This is a genomic window from Streptomyces sp. NBC_00057, assembly GCF_045041165.1.
Lineage (GTDB): Bacteria > Actinomycetota > Actinomycetes > Streptomycetales > Streptomycetaceae > Streptomyces.
In genome coordinates this window covers 2627108-2647813 of sequence record NZ_CP108256.1, presented here as the reverse complement: position 1 = coordinate 2647813, position 20706 = coordinate 2627108, and the positions used below count along the sequence as shown (strand labels likewise).

Below are 20706 nucleotides of genomic sequence, written 5' to 3'. Positions count from 1 at the left end.
GCCGGGGATGCGACCGCCCCCGGTGCCGCGCGGGGAGACACGGGAGAAAAAGCGACTCATGGCATCACGGCGGGATGAGCTCAACGCATACACCTTTGCGAAGAAACGCACGGTGGCGGCATTCCTCCAACCCTCGCCCACCGGGACCGAGGAGGGCGCCCCGCGGCCGCTGCGAGCGGTCCTGCCGAGCGTGGTCGTCGGTGCGCTGATCCTCGCGGGCTTCGGCGCCTTCGGCATGTTCAAGCCCACCGCGCCCAAGGGCTGGGACAAGCCCGGCACGAACGTGATCGTCGGCAAGAAGTCCACCACCCGCTATGTCGTGCTCACCACCGGCAAGGGCAAGAAGAAAAAGACCCTGCTGCACCCCGTGCTCAACCTCGCCTCGGCCCGGTTGCTCCTCAATCCGCAGAACTACGACGTCATCCAGGTCGCCGACGAGGTCCTGGACGCGGGCAAGCCCCCGCGCGGGCCGATCCTCGGCATTCCGTACGCGCCCGACCGGCTGCCCGAGGCGAAGGACGCCGGGACGGCCAAGCGATGGGCCGTCTGCGTACAGCCCGGCGGCAAGGGCAACACCGTGCAGAAGGCCGCCTTCGTCTTCGGTGAACGCGACAACAAGCTGACCGAGGGGAGGAAGAAGCTCAGCGGCGGCCAGGTGCTCTACGTCCAGGGCCAGGACCGGGCCCGCTATCTCGTCGATGCGAACGGCACCAAGTACCGCATCGCCGAGACCGCCGCCGACAACGGCCATCTGACCAACGCCCTGGTCGGCAGCAGGCAGCCGCAGTCCGTCACCGACGACTGGCTGGCCACCCTGCACGACGGCAGCCCGATCGTCTTCCCGCGGATCCCCGGGACCATCGGCGCCCCGGCACATGTCGAAGGGCAGCTCTCCACCGAGGAGAACAAGGTCGGCATGGTCCTCAGGACCAGGACCGGCGAAGGCACCAGTTACTACGTCGTGCTCGACAAAAAGGTCCAGCCCGTCTCCGGGTTCACCGCCTGGCTGCTGATCAACTCCCCGCAGACGGCCGAGCTGAACCTGGAGGGCGAGGCCCGCGCCGTCGGCCTCCAGGACTTCGTGCCCGACACCGCGGCCTTCGCCGGCCAGGCCGCACTCTGGCCGGCCCACAAGACCGACCCCCCGGTGAACGCCGCCGAGGGCGGCAGCGCCGGCCGCGACACCGTCTGCAGCGTGCTGCGCAAGGTCGACAGCTCGGGCCGGACCACCCTGAGCACCTGGGCGAGTACCGCGTATCCCGCCTCCATCGCCGCCGGTGGCACCAGCACCTACGTCACCCCCGGCAGCGGCCTGCTCTACACCCAGGTCCGCGGCGAACAGACCAGCCCCGACGGATCGCTCTTCCTGGTGACCGACACCGGACTGCGGTACGCGGTCCAGGCGAACGGCGACAGCGATGCCGGCCGCTCCGACATCGGCACCGGTGACGAGCAGAAGCAGTCGGATGGCCGCCCCGAGCCCAGCCAGGCGCAGAGCAGGCTCGGATACGAGAAGGTGACGCCCGCCCTGGTACCGATCGCCTGGTCGGACTTCCTGTCCAAGGGCCCCCGGCTCGACACCAACAGCGCCCGCCAGCCCCAGGGTTCATGACGTTCCGGCGCACCGCAGGCAGAACAGGGTACGGGGGAGAGGAACAGATGTTGTACCGGAAGACGGTCCTCGCGGCGGCGGTCGTCGCCGCACTGGCCGCACTGGTGGGGCCGGGGGCCGCGTACGCCGCCGGGAGCGCGCAGGGCACCGGCGATGTGGGCATAGACGGCAGCGGCGAATGCACCTTCCCGATGAAGCAGCAGTACGAGGGCCGCCCCTGGTCGCTGCAGCGCGTCCTGCTGGACGAACTGTGGCAGGACACCAAGGGCAAGGGGGTACGCGTCGCGGTCATCGACACCGGCGTGGACAACGTCAACCCGCAGCTCAAGACGGCCGTCGACACATCGGCGGGCGCCGACTACCTCAAGGGCGGCAAGAGCGACGGCACCGTCGACGAGGTCGGCCACGGCACCAAGGTCGCGGGCATCATCGCCGCCCGCCCCCGCAAGGGCACCGGATTCGTGGGGCTGGCCCCCGAGGCCACGATCATCCCGATCCGCCAGAACGACGAGAAGAACAGCGGCAAGGACACCACGATGGCGACCGCGATCGACCATGCGATCGCCAAGGGCGCCGACGTCATCAACATTTCGCAGGACACGACGAAACCCCTGAACGAGACGTCCGCGCTGGGCAGAGCGGTGGCCAGGGCGCTCGCCAAGGACATCGTCGTGGTCGCCTCCGCGGGCAACGACGGCATGGACGGCAAACGGAAGCGCACCTACCCCGCGGCCTTCGACGGCGTCCTCGCCGTCGCCTCGTCCGACCGCAACAACGAACGCGCCCCCTTCTCCCAGGCCGGTGAGTTCGTCGGCGTTGCCGCACCGGGCGTCGACATCGTCTCCACCGTCCCGGGCAACGGCCAGTGCACCGACAACGGCACCAGCTTCTCCGCCCCGTACGTCGCCGGGGTCGCCGCCCTGATGCGCGCCAAGTACCCGAAGTGGACGGCGGCCCAGATCGTCGCCCGGATCGAGCAGACCGCCGAACGCTCCGTCACCGGCCATGACGACTACGTCGGCTGGGGCGTCGTCGACCCGGTCCGCGCCCTGTCCGGCGACGGCATCCCGCAGGACGCCCCGCATCCCGACCCGGCACCGCCCAGGGCGCCTGCCCCCGAGCCCGCGCACCTTTCCCTGACGGAGACTTCGCAGGAGCGCAGCGAGCGGTACGCCACCTACGCGCTGGCCGTGGCGGCCGTACTGGTCAGTGTGATTGCCGGAACTGCGACGGTGGTCCGGGATGTCCGGCGTCGGCGCGCTTCGCGGTGACACATCCGCCCGGTGGCGTGACTCTCTCACCATGAACCACAGTTGGGGAGAGCTGACGAAGTGACTAGGGTGGTAACAGACTTCACGTGTGTGACGGGGGAACGAGAAGTGGCCGAATCCGATTTCGGATCGCGGGAATGCCGACGACGCGCTTTCCGGTCCCGCACTTTCCCCACTCCTTTGCCGGAGCACACGGGGGCAGGAAGAAGCCTGGCCGCACCATGCGGACAGGCCCGGGAACTGAGAGATAGGACCTCCGGATGACCAACCCCGCAGGCGGGTACGGGCTTGCCGACGATCGGATCGTCCAGGCGAAGAACCAGATCACCAAGACGGCCGGCGAGGTGTCCCGTGAGTCCAGGGAGCTCGCCGACATCCTCGCGACGGTCGGCGCCGGATGGACGGGTGTCGGTGCCTCGGGATTCACCTCCGCACAGATCATGATCAATGAGGACCACGACCAGATCCGCCGGCTTCTCAACGTCCTCCTCAACGCGGTGGGCAGCACAAAGGAACTCAGCAACGCCAACGACGAGGAGGTCCGTGCGGCCTTCAACGCGGTCAAGGATCAGGCGCCGTCGGGCAACACCTCCGGGCTGAACAACGTCTGAGCCGCGCCGCACCCCCCTTCCGTACACGCTGAGCACCGAGGAGAAGACACATGGGGCATGACCCGAACACCAAGGTCAAGTACGAGAGCGTCCAGGAGATCGCGAACCGTATCCGTTCGGTGTCGCAGAAGATCGTCAACGACCTCGCGGAGATGGACAGCGCAATCAAGGTCGTCACCGACACCTGGGACGGTGAGGCCCACCAGGAATACCTGAACCTCCAGCGCAAGTACAAGGAGAAGGCGGACCACATGAAGAACCGCCTGGAGCAGGTCGCGAAGATCATCGAATCCGGCAAGGACAGCTACCGCGCCACGGACCTCAAGGCTTCGCGCGCGTTCACCGAGGCGTACTGACCGCCCGCAAGAGCACCGAAAGAGGGGCACGCTCGTCGGAGCGTGCCCCTCTTTCGGTGTGCCACAACGACTACTTCAGGTCGAACTCGCCGTCCCGCGCCCCCAGGACGAAGGCCCGCCACTCGGCCTCGGTGTAGCGCAGCACGGTCTCGGGATCCAGCGAGGACCGCATCGCCACCGCGCCGCCCGGCAGATGCGCGATCTCGACGCGCTCCTCGGCCTCTTCGGTACCGGGCGCACTCAGCCACTCCACCCCCGAGATGTCGAGTGCGTACAGCTCGTCCTTCTCCGCTTGCGTGCCCATCAGGTGCCTTTCCTCTCCTGCGGCGGAACGTGTTCGTCGCCCGCGAGCACACTATCCCCGCTCGCGCGCCCCGCAGTCCCGGTGTTTACAGCTTCCGTACCACGGTGGTAGAGACCGCCCGCCCCGCATCCGGACGCACTGCTGGACCGGTACGCTCCGCCGAGCGCCGGCCCGCCCGGTCTCCTGCTGAGCTGGTCCTGACCGGCGAACACGATGGTGTCCGTGACCGCGGTCCGGGTACGGAACGACTCCCGGCCCCGGCGGCTCAGTTCTGCTCCGGCAACCGCCCGATCTGCACCAGCGGGTTCCCCCGGCGCCGTGAGGCGAAGTACCCGCGTCCCGGCGGCATCGCATGCCCGCGCACCGAACCGATCAGATCGCCCTCGGACGGGTCGCCGGACAGCACCACACCCTGCGCCCCCAGCTCCTTGATGCGCTGCATGAACGCCTCGTACATCGACCGCGAGGCCCCGGCGGAGTTGCGCGCGATGATGAAGCGGACCCCGGTGTCCCGGGCGAACGGCAGATACTCCGCCAGCGCGGCCAGCGGGTTGCCCGCGTTCGTCGCCACCAGGTCGTAGTCGTCGACGATGATGAAGATCTGCGGGCCACTCCACCAACTGCGGTCGCGCAACTGCTGCGGCGTGACATCCGTCGGCGGCTGCCGTCGTGCGAACACCCCGGCCAGCGCCTCCATGTGCATCTGCATCGAGCTCGCCATCGGCGCGTACTCCAGCAGATGCCCCTCCGGCAGCGCACCCAGCAGCCCCCGCCGGTAGTCACCGACGACGAGCTTCGCCTCGTCGGGGGAGTAGCGCTCCGCGATCTGCTTCGCGATCAGCCGCAGCAGATTGGTCTTCCCCGATTCGCTCTCCCCGAAGACCAGGAAGAACGGATCGGTCTCGAAGTCGACGAACACCGGCTCCAGTTCGGTTTCGTCGATACCGATCGCGATGCCCCGCTGCGGGAACTCGAAGCCCTTCGGCAGATGATCGGCCGGCAGCTTGCGCGGCAGCAGCCGTACGGCAGGCGCCGCGGGACCCGCCCAGTTCGCCTTCACCGACCCGACGAACGCGGCCGTACCGTCGGAGAGATCCGCGGCGCTGCTGGAGGAGTCGATACGCGGCAGCGCCCCCATGAAGTGCAGCTTCTGCGGCACCTGACCCCGGCCCGGGACACCCGCGGGAACATTGGCCGCGACCTTGCGGTCGAACTCGGAGTCCATGACGTCGCCGAGCCGCAGCTCCAGCCGGCCGAGGATCTGGTCCTTCAGCGCGGCCCGCACCTCCATGTAGCGGGCGGCCGTGATGACTACATGGATGCCGTAGCCGAGCCCGCGCGCGGCGATGTCGGTGACGACCTGCTCCAGCATCTCGTACTCGGAACGGAAGCCGCCCCAGCCGTCCACCACCAGGAAGACATCGCCCCACGCCTCGCCGGGCAGTTCACCCAGGGCGCGCTTGCGCCGGTAGGTGGCGATGGAGTCGATGGAGTGGGCGCGGAAGAACTCCTCACGCCGGTTCAGTACACCGGCGACCTCGGCGACCGTACGCCGCACCCGCTCCGGGTCCAGCCGGGAGGCCATCCCGCCGACATGCGGCAGCTCCGCCAGCGAGACCAGACCGCCACCACCGAAGTCCAGTCCGTAGAACTGCACTTCGTGCGGGGTGTGGGTGAGGGCGAACGACGAGATGAGCGTCCGTACCAGCGTCGACTTGCCGGACTGCGGCCCGCCGACGACCATCATGTGGCCCGCCGCACCCGAGAAGTCCCGGTAAAGCACCTCGCGCCGCTGCTCGAAGGGCTTGTCGATCAGCCCGAGCGGCACCGTCAGCCCGCCCGGACGGGTGTACTCCGTCGCCGTGAACCCGCGCTCGGCGGTCGGCGCGAGCCCCGGCAGCAACTGGTCCAGCGTCGGCGCCCGGTCCAGCGGCGGCAGCCACACCTGATGGGCGGGCACCCCCTGCCCCTCCAGGCGACGCACGATCACATCGAGCACCGTGTCGGCGAGCGCATCGTCCTCCGAGCTCGTCCGCGACGCCACCAGATGCGCCGGATCGGGTGCCGCGTACACCACCGGCACCGGAAGCGCGCTGAACACCGCGGGCCGCCGCTCGATCGGCAGCGCCCCCACCGACAGATCGGGACCGCCGGTGCGGTACGTCCCCGACACATACGCCGCCTTGAACCGCGTCATCTCGTCCGTACCGAACTTCAGATAGCCGGAACCGGGCACCGACGGCAGGTGGTACGCATCGGGCACACCCAGCGCCGTACGCGATTCGGCGGCGGAGAAGGTCCGCAGCCCGATCCGGTACGAGAGATACGTGTCGAGCCCGCGCAGCTTGCCCTCCTCCAGGCGCTGCGAGGCGAGGAGCAGATGCACACCCAGCGAACGCCCGATCCGGCCGATCTGGATGAACATGTCGATGAAGTCGGGCTTTGCGGTGAGGAGTTCGGAGAACTCGTCGATGACCAGGACGAGCGAGGCAAGCGGCTCCAGCGCCGCTCCCGCCGCCCGCGCCTTCTCGTAGTCGTGGATGTTGGCGTAATTGCCGGCAGACCGCAGCAGCTCCTGCCGGCGCTGCAGCTCACCGCGGATCGCGTCCCCCATGCGGTCGACCAGCGTCAGGTCGTCCGCGAGGTTCGTGATGACGGCCGCCACATGCGGCATGTGCGACATCCCGGCGAACGTCGCACCACCCTTGAAGTCCGCGAGCACGAAGTTCAGCGTCTCCGAGGAGTGCGTGACCGCGAGCCCCAGCACCAGCGTCCGCAGCAGCTCCGACTTGCCGGAACCCGTGGCGCCGACACACAGCCCGTGCGGACCCATGCCCTCCTGCGCGGCCTCCTTCAGGTCCAGCATCACCGGCTGGCCGTCCTCGCCGACCCCGATCGGCACCCGGAGCCGTTCGGAGACCGACCGTGGCCGCCAGGTGCGCGCCACATCGACCGAACCGGCGTCGCCCAGATTCAGCAGATCCGTGAAGTCCAGGTTGGCCAGCAGCGGTTCGTCGCCGTCGCCGCCGCCCATCCGGAGCGGCGCCAGCTGCCGGGCCAGCGCCTCGGCCGCGGGAAGCGACATCCCGTCCGGCACACCCTCGTACGCCAGTCCCGCACCGGACTCCAGTCGCAGCAGCCCCGGCCGCACTACCACGGAGAGACCCCCGCGCGGCTCGTCGAGCTCGCCCGGTACCACCTCGACGATCGTCACCCCCTGCAAGCCCTCGGCCGCCGCGAACAGCGAATCCGGCGGCACCATCCCACCGTCCAGCACCACCACGATGTGCGGCTGGTCCAGCAGCGGCTGACTCTCCCGGCCGAACCGCGGCCGCCCGTCGAGCCGGCCCGCCAGCAACTGCTCCAGCTCGCCCAGATCATCACCGAACAGCCGCTTCGTACCGGCCCCGTCGACCTGCCCCGGCACCTGCAGATGCGGAAGCCACTTCGCCCACTCCCAGCGCGGCACCGCACCCCGCGCCGCCACGACGGCGACCATCAGATCCTCGGGGGAGTGCAGCGTCACCAACTGCGCGACCAGCGCACGCGCCGCCGACTGCGCCGTCTCCGGCTGGCCGGAGACCGTCACGTGGTAGAACGCCCGCATCGACACGGCCATCGGCAGCCCGTCCAATGACCCGTGCACCGCGAGGAAGCGCTGCATCGCACCCGCGCACATCGGCTCCAGCTCGTCCACCGGAGCGGTGTCGGGCGCGATCAGCGGGGTGGCCAGCTGCTGCGCTCCCAGCCCGACCCGCACCTGCCCGAAGTCCTTGTCTCCGACGCGCCGTTCCCACACCCGGCTGCCCTCGGCGACCACCGACCACAACTGCTCGGGAGCAGGCTGCAGATACAGCTGTACGTCCCGCTGCTTGCGCGCCGTACGGCGCACCGTACGCCGCGTCTGCGCCAGGTATTTGAGGTAGTCACGCCGGACATCTGCCATTTGCCCCTGCGTACCGCGGCGATGGCGGACAAGCTGCGCGACCACCATTCCGACGGTCGAGACAAGCATCAGAACACCCATGATCCGCATGAACGGAGGGGCCTGGGGAGAGAAGAAGAAGACCACCGACGAACCCATGCCGAGCACCGGCAGGATCTGCATCAGCATGCCCTCCTGCTGCCCGCGGGGCAGTTCGGGAGGGGACTCCAACGTCAACTCGTCCATGGGGACTTCCGGCGGCAGGGCCCGCGGAGGTCGTTTCACGACGATCTGGCTCACCGAAACATCAATCCCTCGGTACGGACGGGCGGAAGACCGGCCGAACGTGCACCGAAGCCCCCGTGGCTGCCTTTGCTTGCGGACGTCCCTCCGCGCGATGGCGATCCTACTTGCAGATGACCTGCCCCCCTCCCGGTAGGGTGGCGCGCGCACCGTGCGCAACCGCGAATCAGGGGGACCAGACACGTGAGTTCGACTGCAGCGACGGGCTTCTGCCGCGTCACCGTCGTGGCGCCCGACAGCCGGATCGATGTGGCCCTGCCGGAGGACATCGCCGTCGCCGACATCTACCCGGAGATCCTCCGCCTCACCGGCCAGACCCAGGCGGCCGGAACTCCCACCGGGTACCACCTCGTACGCCGCGACGGTACGGTCCTCGACGGCGCGCGCACCCTCGCCGCCCAGCAGGTCCTCGACGGCGAACTCCTCAGCCTGCGCCCCTTCGCCCAGTCGCTGCCGCCCGCCGTCTTCGACGACGTCTCGGACGCCGTCGCCTCGGCCGTCACCCGCGACCGCCATCTGTGGAGCGACGAACTACTGCGCGGTGCGGGCCTGGTCGGCGGCGTACTGCTGCTCGTCCTGATGGGCTTCGTGCTCTGGTTCGCCGACCCGGTACGGCACGACATGCACAGCCTGCCCGGCATCATCGCCGGTTCGGCCGGACTTCTGCTGACCGCGTTCGCGGGGGTACGTGCCCGGGTCTACGCGGACCGGGCCACCGCCGTCGCCCTCGGTCTCGGCGCACTGCCCCTCGTACTCATCGCGGGCTCCGGCATCATCGGCCCGGACGCCGGCCAGGGCCCCGGCCGGCTGCAGTTCCTGCTCGGCTGCGTCGCCGTACTGGTCTCCTCGGTCGCGCTCGTCGCCCTCACCCCGAGCGGCGACGCCCCGTTCGTCGCGGCGACCTTCCTCGCCACCGTCGGCACCATGGCGACGTTCGTCGCGATCCTCACCGAGGCATCCGCCACCGAGACCGCCGCCGTCTGCGCCCCGGTCGCCCTCGGCCTCGTCGCCTTCCTGCCGGGCCTCTCCGCCCGTTTCGCCCGGCTGCCCATCGGCTACGCCTCGCCGCGTACCGCCCCCGGCGGCTACGACGACAATTTCGCCGAGCCGAACGCGGAGCCCCAGACCCAGGGCACCCCCGTCGACGCCGACCGCATCGCGGCCCAGGCCCGCCGCGGCCACGAGATGCTGCTCGGCCTGGTCGGGGGCTGTGCGGCCGTCGTCGTCGGCTGCGCGGCCGTCCTCGGCTTCTCGGACAACATCTGGGGCCAGTTCCTGGCGCTGGCCGCAGGACTCGCGATGCTGCTGCGCGCGCGCCTCTTCCGCTACACCTCGCAGGTCGCCTGCGTACTGGTGGCGGGCATCGGTGCGGTCGCCCTGCTGGTCCTCGGCCTCTCACTGAATCCGCCGACCGACCTGCTGTTCGATCTGATCAGGTACGGCGACCGCAGCTCCCTGGACATCCGTACGATCTGGCTCTCCGCAGCCGTCGCCGCCGGCGCCGCCCTGCTCACCGCGATCGGCCTGATCATCCCCCGCAAGGGCCTCTCCCCGTTCTGGGGCCGCCTCCTCGACCTGGCCGAGAGCACCGTCCTCCTCTCCCTGGTCCCGCTCTGCCTGGCCGTACTGGACGTCTTCGCGAGGGCCAGGGCTCTGACCAGCTGACACCGATCGGGCCCAGCCGGGCGGAACCAAGCCCGTCCGGCGATCGAGGACAGAGCGGCAACCAGACGCCCCGGGGGGACCGCATCGCCCCCACGCGGCCCGCCCCGCAGGGACTGGTACGCTGTGTTACGGCCGTTTGTGTACGCGCTCCCGGATCATCCTGGGAGCTGCGCTCATCGGACCTTCGCCCCCGAGTAACGGAAGACCCCCTGCGATCAAGACCAGGGGCGCTCGTGGACGCATCGAACACCAAAGAGGAGTACCGCGTGTCGCTCGACGCCGCTACGAAGAAGCAGATCATGGCCGAGTTCGCCACCAAGGAGGGTGACACCGGTTCCCCCGAGGTCCAGGTCGCGATGCTCTCCCGTCGCATCTCGGACCTGACGGAGCACCTCAAGGTCCACAAGCACGACCACCACTCCCGGCGTGGTCTGCTGATCCTGGTCGGCCAGCGCCGCCGCCTTCTGCAGTACCTGGCCAAGAAGGACATCCAGCGCTTCCGTGCCCTGGTCGACCGCCTCGGCATCCGCCGCGGTGCGGCCGGCGGCGCCAAGTAATACGCCGTGAAGGGAGCGGTTCCCACGACTGAGGGGGCCGCTCCCTTTGTTGTACGCACGGTTGTGCGTACGTATGTATGTACGGGATGTGACGGGCCTGCCCGCACGGCCGGAATGCCAAGCTGAGCCGAATCTCAGTACCCTGGTCGCAGAACGTCCCACAGACGAGCGAGAAGAAGACTCCCCGCCGCCGGTCCTCGGTAGTGGCCCCCGGACACAGCAACCCGGGTGCTTCGATCGAAGACCGGCCCGCCGATGGAGGGCTTCTCCGCAACCGTCCCCCGCCACACGGGCGTGGGGGCGAGAAGACGATATGTATCGGAGAAAACGCTAGTGGAGAACGAGACCCACTACGCCGAGGCCGTTATCGACAACGGAACCTTCGGCACCCGCACCATCCGCTTCGAGACGGGCCGCCTGGCCAAGCAGGCCGCCGGCTCCGCCGTCGCGTACCTGGACGACGACACCATGGTGCTGTCGGCCACCACGGCTTCCAAGAAGCCCAAGGACCAGCTCGACTTCTTCCCCCTCACGGTGGACGTCGAGGAGCGGCAGTACGCCGCGGGCAAGATCCCCGGCTCCTTCTTCCGTCGTGAGGGCCGGCCCTCCGAGGACGCGATCCTCACCTGCCGTCTGATCGACCGCCCGCTGCGCCCTTCCTTCAAGAAGGGCCTGCGCAACGAGATCCAGATCGTCGAGACGATCATGGCGCTCAACCCCGACCACCTGTACGACGTGGTCGCGATCAACGCCGCCTCCTGCTCCACGCAGCTGGCCGGCCTGCCCTTCTCCGGCCCGGTCGGGGGCACCCGTGTCGCCCTGATCAAGGGTCAGTGGGTCGCCTTCCCGACGCACACCGAGCTCGAGGACGCCGTCTTCGACATGGTCGTCGCCGGTCGCGTCCTGGAGGACGGCGACGTCGCGATCATGATGGTCGAGGCCGAGGCCACCGAGAAGACCATCCAGCTCGTCAAGGACGGCGCCGAGGCCCCGACCGAAGAGGTCGTTGCCGCCGGTCTCGAGGCCGCGAAGCCCTTCATCAAGGTCCTCTGCAAGGCCCAGTCGGACCTCGCTGCCAAGGCTGCCAAGCCCACCGGCGACTTCCCGGTCTTCCTGGACTACCAGGACGACGTCTTCGAGGCGCTCGCCGCAGCCGTCACGTCCGAGCTGGCCCAGGCGCTCACCATCGCCGGCAAGCAGGACCGCGAGGCCGAGCTGGACCGCGTCAAGGAGATCGCCGCCGAGAAGCTTCTCCCGGCCTTCGAAGGCCGCGAGAAGGAGATCTCCGCCGCGTACCGTTCGCTGACCAAGAAGCTGGTCCGCGAGCGCGTCATCAAGGACAAGGTCCGCATCGACGGCCGTGGCGTCACGGACATCCGTACGCTCGCCGCCGAGGTCGAGGCCATCCCGCGCGTGCACGGCTCGGCGCTGTTCGAGCGTGGCGAGACCCAGATCCTGGGCGTCACCACCCTCAACATGCTCCGCATGGAGCAGCAGCTGGACACCCTCTCCCCGGTGACCCGCAAGCGCTACATGCACAACTACAACTTCCCGCCGTACTCCGTCGGTGAGACCGGCCGCGTGGGCTCGCCCAAGCGCCGCGAGATCGGCCACGGCGCGCTTGCCGAGCGCGCCATCGTGCCGGTGCTGCCGACGCGCGAGGAGTTCCCCTACGCGATCCGCCAGGTCTCCGAGGCGCTGGGCTCCAACGGCTCGACGTCCATGGGCTCGGTCTGCGCCTCCACCATGTCGCTGCTGAACGCCGGTGTGCCGCTCAAGGCCGCTGTCGCCGGTATCGCCATGGGGCTGATCTCCCAGGAGATCGACGGCAAGACCCACTATGTCGCCCTCACCGACATCCTCGGTGCGGAGGACGCCTTCGGTGACATGGACTTCAAGGTCGCCGGTACGAAGCAGTTCGTCACGGCGCTCCAGCTCGACACCAAGCTCGACGGCATCCCCGCCTCGGTCCTGGCCGCCGCGCTGAAGCAGGCCCGCGACGCCCGCCTCCACATCCTCGATGTGATGAACGAGGCCATCGACGTCCCGGACGAGATGTCCCCGAACGCCCCGCGGATCATCACCGTCAAGATCCCGGTGGACAAGATCGGTGAGGTCATCGGCCCCAAGGGCAAGATGATCAACCAGATCCAGGAGGACACCGGCGCCGACATCACGATCGAGGACGACGGCACCATCTACATCGGTGCCGCCGACGGACCGGCCGCCGAGGCCGCCCGTGCCACGATCAACTCGATCGCCAACCCGACCATGCCGGAGGTCGGCGAGCGCTACCTGGGTACGGTCGTCAAGACCACCACCTTCGGTGCGTTCGTGTCCCTCATGCCGGGCAAGGACGGCCTGCTGCACATCTCGCAGATCCGCAAGCTCGCCGGTGGCAAGCGCGTGGAGAACGTCGAGGACGTGGTCGGCGTCGGAGCCAAGGTCCAGGTCGAGATCGCCGAGATCGACTCCCGGGGCAAGCTCTCCCTGATCCCCGTCATCGAGGGTGAAGAGGACGAGAAGAAGGACGACGCCGCCAAGTGACGTCCCGTAGTTCCGTGACGACGGCCCGCGCCTCCTCGAAGGCGCGGGCCGTCGCCCGTACCCAAACGCTTCTCAAGGGCACCAACGGCATCGGTACGGTCCGCCGCACCGTCCTTCCCGGCGGTCTCCGGGTCGTCACCGAGACGCTGCCCTCCGTCCGCTCCGCCACCTTCGGGATCTGGGCCAACGTCGGATCGCGCGACGAGACCCCCACCCTGAACGGTGCGACGCACTACCTCGAACACCTCCTCTTCAAGGGCACCGCCAAGCGCAGTGCCCTCGACATCTCAGCCGCCATCGACGCGGTCGGCGGCGAGATGAACGCCTTCACGGCGAAGGAGTACACCTGCTACTACGCGCGGGTCCTCGACACCGACCTGCCGCTGGCCATCGACGTCGTCTGCGACATGCTGACCGGCTCGCTCATCACCGCCGAGGACGTCGACGCCGAGCGCGGCGTCATCCTCGAAGAGATCGCGATGACCGAGGACGACCCGGGCGACTGCGTGCACGACCTGTTCGCGCACACGCTGCTCGGCGACACCCCCCTCGGCCGCCCGGTTCTCGGCACCGTCGACACCATCAACGCGCTCGACCGCGGCCGGATCGCCCGCTTCTACAAGAAGCACTACGACCCCACACACCTGGTCGTCGCCGCCGCAGGCAACATCGACCACGCCACGGTCGTACGCCAGGTCCGCAAGGCCTTCGAGCGCGCGGGCGCCCTGTCCCGCACCGAAGCCGTCCCGGTCGCCCCGCGCCAGGGCTCCCGCACCCTGCGCACCGCGGGCCGCGTCGAGCTGCTGAACCGCAGGACCGAGCAGGCCCATGTCGTTCTCGGCGTGCCCGGCCTGGCCCGCACCGACGACCGCCGCTGGGCGCTCGGCGTACTCAACACCGCCCTCGGCGGCGGCATGAGCTCACGCCTTTTCCAGGAGGTGCGGGAGAAGCGCGGCCTCGCCTACAGCGTCTACTCGTACACCTCGGGCTTCGCCGACTGCGGACTCTTCGGCGTGTACGCGGGCTGTCGGCCCAGCCAGGTCCACGACGTCCTCAAGATCTGCCGGGACGAACTCGACCGGGTAGCGTCCGAAGGGCTGAGCGACGAGGAGATCGGCCGCGCCATCGGGCAGCTCTCCGGCTCCACGGTCCTCGGCCTGGAGGACACCGGCGCGCTGATGAACCGTATCGGCAAGAGCGAACTGTGCTGGGGCGACCAGATGTCGGTCGACGACATGCTGGCCCGGATAGCGCAGGTCACCCCCGATGACGTACGCGCGGTGGCGGGCGAGGTCCTCGGACACCGCCCCTCGCTCTCCGTCATCGGCCCGCTCAAGGACAAGCAGGCCGACCGCCTCGACGAAGCGGTCTCCTAACTCCACCCGTAAGGAAGCAGAGCAATGAGCAAGCTGCGCGTGGCCGTTCTCGGCGCCAAGGGCCGTATCGGATCCGAGGCGGTACGAGCCGTCGAGGCCGCCGACGACATGGAGCTGGTGGCCGCCCTGGGGCGTGGCGACAAGCTGGAGACCCTTGCGGAATCCGGCGCCCAGGTTGTCGTCGAGCTCACCACCCCCGCGGCGGTGATGGGCAACCTCGACTTCTGTATCCGGCACGGCATCCACGCCGTCGTCGGTACGACGGGCTGGTCCGACGAACGGCTCGCGCAGCTGAACACTTGGCTCTCCGGCTCCCCGGAGACCGGTGTGCTCATCGCGCCGAACTTCTCCATCGGCGCCGTCCTCACGATGAAGTTCGCGGAGCAGGCCGCCCGTTACTTCGAGTCCGTCGAGGTCGTCGAACTGCACCACCCCAACAAGGCCGACGCCCCCTCGGGCACCGCCACCCGCACTGCCCAGCTGATCGCAGAGGCCCGGAGGAAGGCCGGCTGCGCCCCGCAGCCGGACGCCACCACCACAGCCCTGGACGGCGCCCGCGGCGCGGACGTGGACGGAGTCCCGGTCCACGCGATCCGGCTCCGAGGTCTTCTGGCCCACCAGGAAGTGCTGCTCGGCGGCGAGGGCGAGACGCTCACCATCCGCCACGACTCCCTGCACCACAGCAGCTTCATGCCGGGCATCCTGCTCGGCACACGCCGCGTGGTGACCACTCCCGGCCTCACGTTCGGCCTGGAACACTTCCTCGACCTGAACTGACTGAGCCCTGCCATGCGCGCAAAGATCACTTACTTCGTCACCGCTGCCGTCCTGGTCTTCTACTTCGCTCTGGTCGGCAGCCGTGGCATCCTGCTCATCCGGCACGGCACGCTGCTGACGGTCACCTTCGGGGTCGCGGTGCTGATCCTGCCGGTGATCGGTATCTGGTTCCTCTGGAAGAACACCCAGTTCGTGGCGCGGGCCAACGCGCTGGCCGCGGAACTGGACACGGAGGGAGGCCTGCCGGTCGACGAGCTGGTCCGCACCCCGTCCGGCCGCATCGACCGCGCCTCGGCCGACGCCGTGTTCGCACGCCGCCGCGAGGAGACCGAGGACTCGCCGGACGACTGGCGCTGCTGGTTCCGCCTGGCCGTCGCCTACCAGGACGCCAGGGATACCCCTCGCGCCCGAAAGGCCATGCAGCGCGCCATCGCCCTGCATGCGAAGCCCACTCAGCCCAGCACGCCCTGACCTGGGCCGACGGGCTGTCCGACCGGATCACCAAGCCCGTCCGGCCAGATCAAGCCCGTCCGGCGCTTGAGGACAAAACGGCTACCGGGCGCGCCCGGTAGCCGGACGCCTCAGCCCCGCCGATACTCGTCCCCCCACGCCTCGACCGTGTCGGCCGCACGGTCGAACGCCTCACCCCGCGCCAGGAAGTCCGCATTGCTGTCGGTGAGCAGGGGCGGAATCGCCTCGCCCCCCTGGCGTACGACGATCAACGCCTGCCCCTGCACCGTGCGCGGAAACCCGAGCCACTTCACCGGCTGCTGCACCGTACGGACGTTCGCGACGCGGTTCCACGGCACGGTTGTCGTCGTGAAGAAGCCGACCCGGCGCACGCCGTGACGGCTCACCCAGGCGCCGACCCGCAGCAGCCGCAGGGCGCAACCGATGACCACGACGGCGAGCGCCAGACACGCGGTGGCACCCGGCACCGCCCCGGAGAACGCGGTGATCATCCCCGCGAGCAGGATGAACGACGCGAGCAGCAGCAGGGAGGCCGCAGCCGCGACCCGCCAGGGTCCTGGGCGGTATGGACGCCGCCAGCTGTCGTGGTCGTCGAACGGCAGCGCGATGTCCTCAACGCTCGCGTCAAACGCGCGGTCGGCCGTCAGAAAGGGCAGGGGCACGACTGATCCTCACTCACAAGCACGCTCGATTGCTGTGCCCGGTGAGGCTACCGAGGAGGCCGCCGACCAGACCACCCCAGGGGGCCCGTAGGGGTCAGCGCCCGTAGGCAGCCTCGGTCTGCTGGGTGTGCGACGGCCCCTGGGAGGGGCTCAGGGCGGGCAGACCGAGGATCAGCGACCCGACGAGACCTGCGACGACCGTCAGCCCGACAAGGGAACGGTTGGCCAGCTGGGAGACGGTGGTGCGCTCCCGCGGGGGCGGGGTGACGTTACTGCGGAATCGGTCGGCCTCGGCTACGAACGAGAACGGGACGGATTCACGCCGGCGGAACATGAGGAAGCTCTCCTTGAACTCTGTTACGGACGCTGCTATTGAGTCAGACGTGCGGCAGACCAGTTCGGTGCCCTGAATCGCCGAATTCGTCGAAGAAATCCCTGCGCGACCCTTCCGGCCCTCGTTGTCAGTGGCGGCCCGTAGAGTGGGCGCCGCCCGAGCGACGCCATTGGAAGGACCCCGCCGGTGACCGAGACCCCCGAGCCCGCAAAGCCCAGCTTCCGTAGTGATGTCACCGTTGACCTGGTGAAATACGCCGCAGGCGACTCCGACGTCCTGTTCGCGGCCCGTGTCTCCACGGCCGGTGAGCAGTCCCTGGAGGAGGTCACCAAGGACCCTGAGCGCTCCAAGGGGCTCATCAACTTCCTGATGCGTGACCGGCACGGCAGCCCGTTCGAGCACAACTCGATGACCTTCTTCATCAGTGCCCCGATCTTCGTGTTCCGCGAGTTCATGCGCCACCGCGTCGGCTGGTCGTACAACGAGGAATCGGGCCGCTACAGGGAGCTGGAACCGGTCTTCTACGTTCCGGGGGAGTCCCGCAAGCTCGTCCAGCAGGGCCGCCCCGGTAAGTACGAATTCGTCGAGGGCACCCAGGCTCAGCAGGAGCTCACCGGCCGCATCATGGAGGACTCCTACCGCCAGGCGTACGAGGCGTACCAGGAGATGCTCGCCGCAGGAGTGGCCCGCGAGGTCGCCCGCGCGGTACTCCCCGTCGGCCTGTTCTCCTCGATGTACGCCACATGCAACGCCCGCTCGCTGATGCACTTCCTCGGCCTGCGCACCCAGCACGAGCTGGCGAAGGTGCCGTCCTTCCCGCAGCGGGAAATCGAAATGGTCGGCCAGCAGATGGAGGAGCACTGGGCCCGGCTCATGCCGCTCACCCATGCAGCCTTCAACAAGAACGGACGCGTAGCCCCGTAAGCGGTGTCCGTATTGCGGCGTTTCGTGAAGTTCATCTAGGCTGATCAAACGGACCCGGCACTGCTTGAACCCCCGAGCAGGCAGTGCCGGGCTCCTACTGGGTGTCCCCCCGAGGGGGCATTGGGCGCTGAGCAACGAGTAGCGTGTTACCCATGGCTCCGATCTCCACTCCGCAGACCCCCTTCGGGCGGGTCCTCACCGCTATGGTCACGCCCTTCACGGCGGACGGTGCACTCGACCTCGACGGTGCCCAGCGGCTCGCCGCCCACCTGGTGGACGCAGGCAATGACGGTCTGATCGTCAACGGCACCACCGGCGAGTCCCCGACCACCAGCGACGCGGAGAAAGACCAGCTCGTAAGGGCCGTACTGGAAGCAGTGGGAGACAGGGCCCACGTCGTCGCAGGCGTCGGCACCAACGACACCCGCCACAGCATCGAGCTCGCCCGCATGGCCGAACGCTCCGGTGCCCACGGCCTCCTCGCGGTGACGCCGTACTACAACAAGCCGCCGCAGGAAGGCATCTTCCGCCACTTCACGGCCATCGCCGACGCCACCGGTCTGCCGGTGATGCTCTACGACATTCCGGGCCGCAGCGGTGTGCCGATCGACACGGAGACGCTCGTACGGCTCGCCGAGCACCCGCGCATCGTCGCCAACAAGGACGCCAAGGGCGACCTCGGCCGCGCCAGCTGGGCCATCGCCCGGTCAGGCCTCGCCTGGTACTCCGGCGACGACATGCTGAACCTGCCGCTCCTCTCGGTCGGGGCCATCGGATTCGTCTCCGTCGTCGGCCATGTCGTCACCCCCGACCTGCGCGCCCTCATCGAGGCTTACCTCGGCGGCGACGTCCAGAAGGCCACGGAGATCCATCAGAAGCTCCTGCCGGTCTTCACCGGCATGTTCCGTACCCAGGGCGTCATCACCACCAAGGCCGCGCTGGCCCTCCAAGGCCTCCCCGCAGGGCCCCTGCGCCTTCCCCTGGTGGAACTCACCGCACAGGAAACGGCGCAGCTCAAGATCGATCTCGCCGCCGGTGGGGTAGAGCTGTAACCACAGACTTCACAACTGAATAAGCGAAGAACACTCGCAAGAGCGACAACACAGACAACAGCAAGTGCACGAATGACATGCGCGCCACGTGCCCAAGCGGTACGTGGCGCGCGTGGTAAGGAGAGTCTTTTGAGTCATCCGCATCCCGAACTCGGCACCCCGCCGAAGCTCCCGAAGGGCGGCCTCCGGGTCACCCCGCTCGGCGGCCTCGGCGAAATCGGCCGCAACATGACGGTCTTCGAGTACGGCGGCCGCCTGCTCATCGTCGACTGCGGAGTTCTCTTCCCGGAGGAAGAGCAGCCCGGAATCGACCTGATCCTGCCGGACTTCACCACGATCCGGGACCGTCTCGACGACATCGAGGGCATCGTCCTCACGCACGGCCACGAGGACCACATCGGTGGTGTCCCGTACCTGTTGCGACTGAAGCCGGACATCCCCCTCATCGGCTCCAAGCTGACCCTCGCGCTGATCGAGGCGAAGCTCCAGGAACATCGCATCCGCCCGTACACCCTCGAAGTCGCGGAGGGCCAGCGCGAGCGCATCGGCGTCTTCGACTGCGAGTTCATCGCGGTCAACCACTCCATCCCTGACGCCCTCGCGGTTGCCATCCGCACACCTGCGGGCATGGCCGTCGCGACCGGTGACTTCAAGATGGACCAGCTCCCGCTGGACGGCCGGCTCACCGACCTGCACGCGTTCGCCCGGCTGAGCGAGGAAGGCATCGACCTTCTCCTCTCCGACTCGACCAATGCGGAGGTCCCCGGCTTCGTGCCGCCCGAGCGGGACATCTCCAACGTTCTGCGCACGGTCTTCGCCAACGCCCAGAAGCGCATCATCGTGGCGAGCTTCGCCAGCCATGTGCACCGCATCCAGCAGATCCTCGACGCGGCACACGAATACGGCCGCCGGGTGGCCTTCGTCGGGCGCTCGATGGTCCGCAACATGGGCATCGCCCGCGATCTCGGCTATCTGAAGGTGCCCGCGGGCCTGGTGGTCGACGTCAAGACCCTCGACGACCTGCCGGACGACGAGGTCGTGCTGGTCTGCACGGGATCCCAGGGCGAGCCGATGGCCGCACTGTCCCGTATGGCCAACCGCGACCACCAGATCCGCATCGTCCAGGGCGACACGGTGATCCTGGCGTCGTCCCTGATCCCGGGCAACGAGAACGCGGTGTACCGCGTGATCAACGGCCTGACCCGCTGGGGTGCCAACGTCGTCCACAAGGGCAACGCCAAGGTCCACGTCTCGGGCCATGCCTCGGCCGGTGAGCTGCTGTACTTCTACAACATCTGCAAGCCGAAGAACCTGATGCCGGTCCACGGCGAATGGCGCCACCTGAGGGCCAACGCCGAACTGGGCGCCCTCACCGGTGTACCCAAGGACCACATCGTCATCGCCGAGGACGGCGTGGTCGTCGACCTCATCGACGGCAAGGCCAAGATCGTTGGCAAGGTCCAGGCGGGCTACGTATACGTCGACGGCCTCTCGGTCGGCGATGTCACCGAGACCTCCCTCAAGGACCGCCGCATCCTCGGCGAGGAGGGCATCATCTCCGTCTTCATCGTGGTCGACAGCTCCTCCGGCAAGATCACGGGCGGGCCGGACATCCATGCCCGCGGCTCCGGCATCGACGACTCGGCATTCAGCGCCGTCGTGCCGAAGATCGAGGAAGCGATCAACAGGTCCGCCCAGGACGGCGTGATGGAGCCCCACCAGCTCCAGCAGCTGGTCCGCCGCACGGTGGGCAAGTGGGTCTCCGACACCTACCGCCGGCGACCGATGATCCTTCCCGTAGTCGTCGAGGTCTGACCCCGACAGTCGCGAACTCCGGAGCGGGGCCCCCGATTTGCATCGGGGCGCCCCGCTCCAGTACGTTTACGGCTCCGCCTGACCGGGAAGCGCCGCGCACGCTCATGTGCAGTGAGCATCCCGAACGGAGCGGGAATTCCGGCT

At 68.7% G+C, this 20706-nt stretch carries 17 protein-coding genes; 13 read left to right on the top strand and 4 right to left on the bottom strand.

Annotation, left to right across the window (positions count from 1 at the left end; translation table 11 throughout):
- The first annotated feature begins 58 nt into the window (after positions 1–58).
- From eccB to OG953_RS12240, 4 genes are all read left to right on the top strand, one after another.
- Positions 59–1612: a type VII secretion protein EccB gene (gene eccB / locus OG953_RS12255; protein WP_405684128.1), complete on the top strand. Its 1554-nt coding sequence runs from the start codon at positions 59–61 to the stop codon at positions 1610–1612.
- A gap of 47 nt (positions 1613–1659) precedes the next feature.
- Positions 1660–2883, top strand: coding sequence for a type VII secretion-associated serine protease mycosin (mycP, locus tag OG953_RS12250; RefSeq protein ID WP_405684127.1), 1224 nt, complete (start codon positions 1660–1662; stop codon positions 2881–2883).
- Positions 2884–3143: 260 nt separating this feature from the next.
- Positions 3144–3494, top strand: a complete 351-nt coding sequence (locus OG953_RS12245; protein ID WP_405684125.1) for a WXG100 family type VII secretion target — start codon at positions 3144–3146, stop codon at positions 3492–3494.
- A gap of 50 nt (positions 3495–3544) precedes the next feature.
- The gene (locus OG953_RS12240; protein WP_329832685.1) at positions 3545–3850 is read left to right on the top strand and encodes a WXG100 family type VII secretion target; all 306 of its coding nucleotides are present in this window, start codon (positions 3545–3547) and stop codon (positions 3848–3850) included.
- Between the two features lie 70 nt (positions 3851–3920).
- On the opposite strand, the gene OG953_RS12235 is transcribed toward OG953_RS12240, so the two are convergent.
- The gene (locus OG953_RS12235) at positions 3921–4154 is read right to left on the bottom strand and encodes a DUF397 domain-containing protein (RefSeq protein WP_093898771.1); all 234 of its coding nucleotides are present in this window, start codon (positions 4152–4154) and stop codon (positions 3921–3923) included.
- A gap of 265 nt (positions 4155–4419) precedes the next feature.
- Positions 4420–8379, bottom strand: coding sequence for a type VII secretion protein EccCa (gene eccCa, locus OG953_RS12230; RefSeq protein WP_405684122.1), 3960 nt, complete (start codon positions 8377–8379; stop codon positions 4420–4422).
- Positions 8380–8565: 186 nt separating this feature from the next.
- Here eccCa and eccD point away from each other — a divergent pair, with 186 nt between their 5' ends.
- The 6 genes from eccD to OG953_RS12200 all read left to right on the top strand — a co-directional run bounded on the left by eccD (position 8566) and on the right by OG953_RS12200 (position 15775).
- On the top strand, positions 8566–10047 hold the full coding sequence (gene eccD / locus OG953_RS12225; protein ID WP_405684120.1) for a type VII secretion integral membrane protein EccD: 1482 nt from the start codon (positions 8566–8568) through the stop codon (positions 10045–10047).
- A 266-nt stretch (positions 10048–10313) separates the two neighbouring features.
- Positions 10314–10604 carry a 30S ribosomal protein S15 gene (rpsO, locus tag OG953_RS12220; RefSeq protein WP_351084700.1) on the top strand — a complete coding sequence of 97 codons (291 nt, stop codon included), beginning with the start codon at positions 10314–10316 and terminating at the stop codon, positions 10602–10604.
- A gap of 333 nt (positions 10605–10937) precedes the next feature.
- Positions 10938–13151 (top strand): polyribonucleotide nucleotidyltransferase, encoded by a 2214-nt coding sequence (locus OG953_RS12215; RefSeq protein WP_093898769.1) that lies wholly within the window; start codon positions 10938–10940, stop codon positions 13149–13151.
- Entirely contained in the window at positions 13148–14527 is a 1380-nt protein-coding gene (locus OG953_RS12210; protein WP_114246999.1) for a pitrilysin family protein, read from the top strand. Before OG953_RS12215 ends, OG953_RS12210 begins: the two co-directional genes overlap by 4 nt.
- Before the next feature lie 24 nt (positions 14528–14551).
- Positions 14552–15304: a 4-hydroxy-tetrahydrodipicolinate reductase gene (gene dapB, locus OG953_RS12205; protein ID WP_405684119.1), complete on the top strand. Its 753-nt coding sequence runs from the start codon at positions 14552–14554 to the stop codon at positions 15302–15304.
- A gap of 12 nt (positions 15305–15316) precedes the next feature.
- Complete coding sequence (locus OG953_RS12200; RefSeq protein WP_405684118.1) at positions 15317–15775, top strand: hypothetical protein; 459 nt, start codon at positions 15317–15319, stop codon at positions 15773–15775.
- Between the two features lie 110 nt (positions 15776–15885).
- Here OG953_RS12200 and OG953_RS12195 read toward each other — a convergent pair whose 3' ends face one another.
- Positions 15886–16437 carry a hypothetical protein gene (locus OG953_RS12195; RefSeq protein ID WP_405684117.1) on the bottom strand — a complete coding sequence of 184 codons (552 nt, stop codon included), beginning with the start codon at positions 16435–16437 and terminating at the stop codon, positions 15886–15888.
- A gap of 94 nt (positions 16438–16531) precedes the next feature.
- A complete protein-coding gene (locus OG953_RS12190; RefSeq protein ID WP_405684115.1) occupies positions 16532–16771 on the bottom strand; it encodes a hypothetical protein in 240 nt (79 codons plus the stop codon).
- Positions 16772–16957: 186 nt separating this feature from the next.
- On the opposite strand from OG953_RS12190, the gene thyX reads away from it, so the two are divergent.
- From thyX to OG953_RS12175, 3 genes are all read left to right on the top strand, one after another.
- Positions 16958–17695, top strand: a complete 738-nt coding sequence (gene thyX, locus OG953_RS12185) for an FAD-dependent thymidylate synthase (protein ID WP_405684114.1) — start codon at positions 16958–16960, stop codon at positions 17693–17695.
- Between the two features lie 152 nt (positions 17696–17847).
- Positions 17848–18747: a 4-hydroxy-tetrahydrodipicolinate synthase gene (gene dapA / locus OG953_RS12180; RefSeq protein WP_405684113.1), complete on the top strand. Its 900-nt coding sequence runs from the start codon at positions 17848–17850 to the stop codon at positions 18745–18747.
- A gap of 129 nt (positions 18748–18876) precedes the next feature.
- Positions 18877–20562, top strand: coding sequence for a ribonuclease J (locus OG953_RS12175; protein WP_405684111.1), 1686 nt, complete (start codon positions 18877–18879; stop codon positions 20560–20562).
- Positions 20563–20706: the final 144 nt, after the last annotated feature.

Coding starts and splice junctions, on each gene's coding strand:
- eccB (WP_405684128.1), top strand. CDS start 59: ATGGCATCACGGCGGGATGAGCTCAACGCATACACCTTTGCGAAGAAA.
- mycP (WP_405684127.1), top strand. CDS start 1,660: ATGTTGTACCGGAAGACGGTCCTCGCGGCGGCGGTCGTCGCCGCACTG.
- OG953_RS12245 (WP_405684125.1), top strand. CDS start 3,144: ATGACCAACCCCGCAGGCGGGTACGGGCTTGCCGACGATCGGATCGTC.
- OG953_RS12240 (WP_329832685.1), top strand. CDS start 3,545: ATGGGGCATGACCCGAACACCAAGGTCAAGTACGAGAGCGTCCAGGAG.
- OG953_RS12235 (WP_093898771.1), bottom strand. CDS start 4,154: ATGGGCACGCAAGCGGAGAAGGACGAGCTGTACGCACTCGACATCTCG.
- dapB (WP_405684119.1), top strand. CDS start 14,552: ATGAGCAAGCTGCGCGTGGCCGTTCTCGGCGCCAAGGGCCGTATCGGA.
- OG953_RS12200 (WP_405684118.1), top strand. CDS start 15,317: ATGCGCGCAAAGATCACTTACTTCGTCACCGCTGCCGTCCTGGTCTTC.
- OG953_RS12190 (WP_405684115.1), bottom strand. CDS start 16,771: ATGTTCCGCCGGCGTGAATCCGTCCCGTTCTCGTTCGTAGCCGAGGCC.
- dapA (WP_405684113.1), top strand. CDS start 17,848: ATGGCTCCGATCTCCACTCCGCAGACCCCCTTCGGGCGGGTCCTCACC.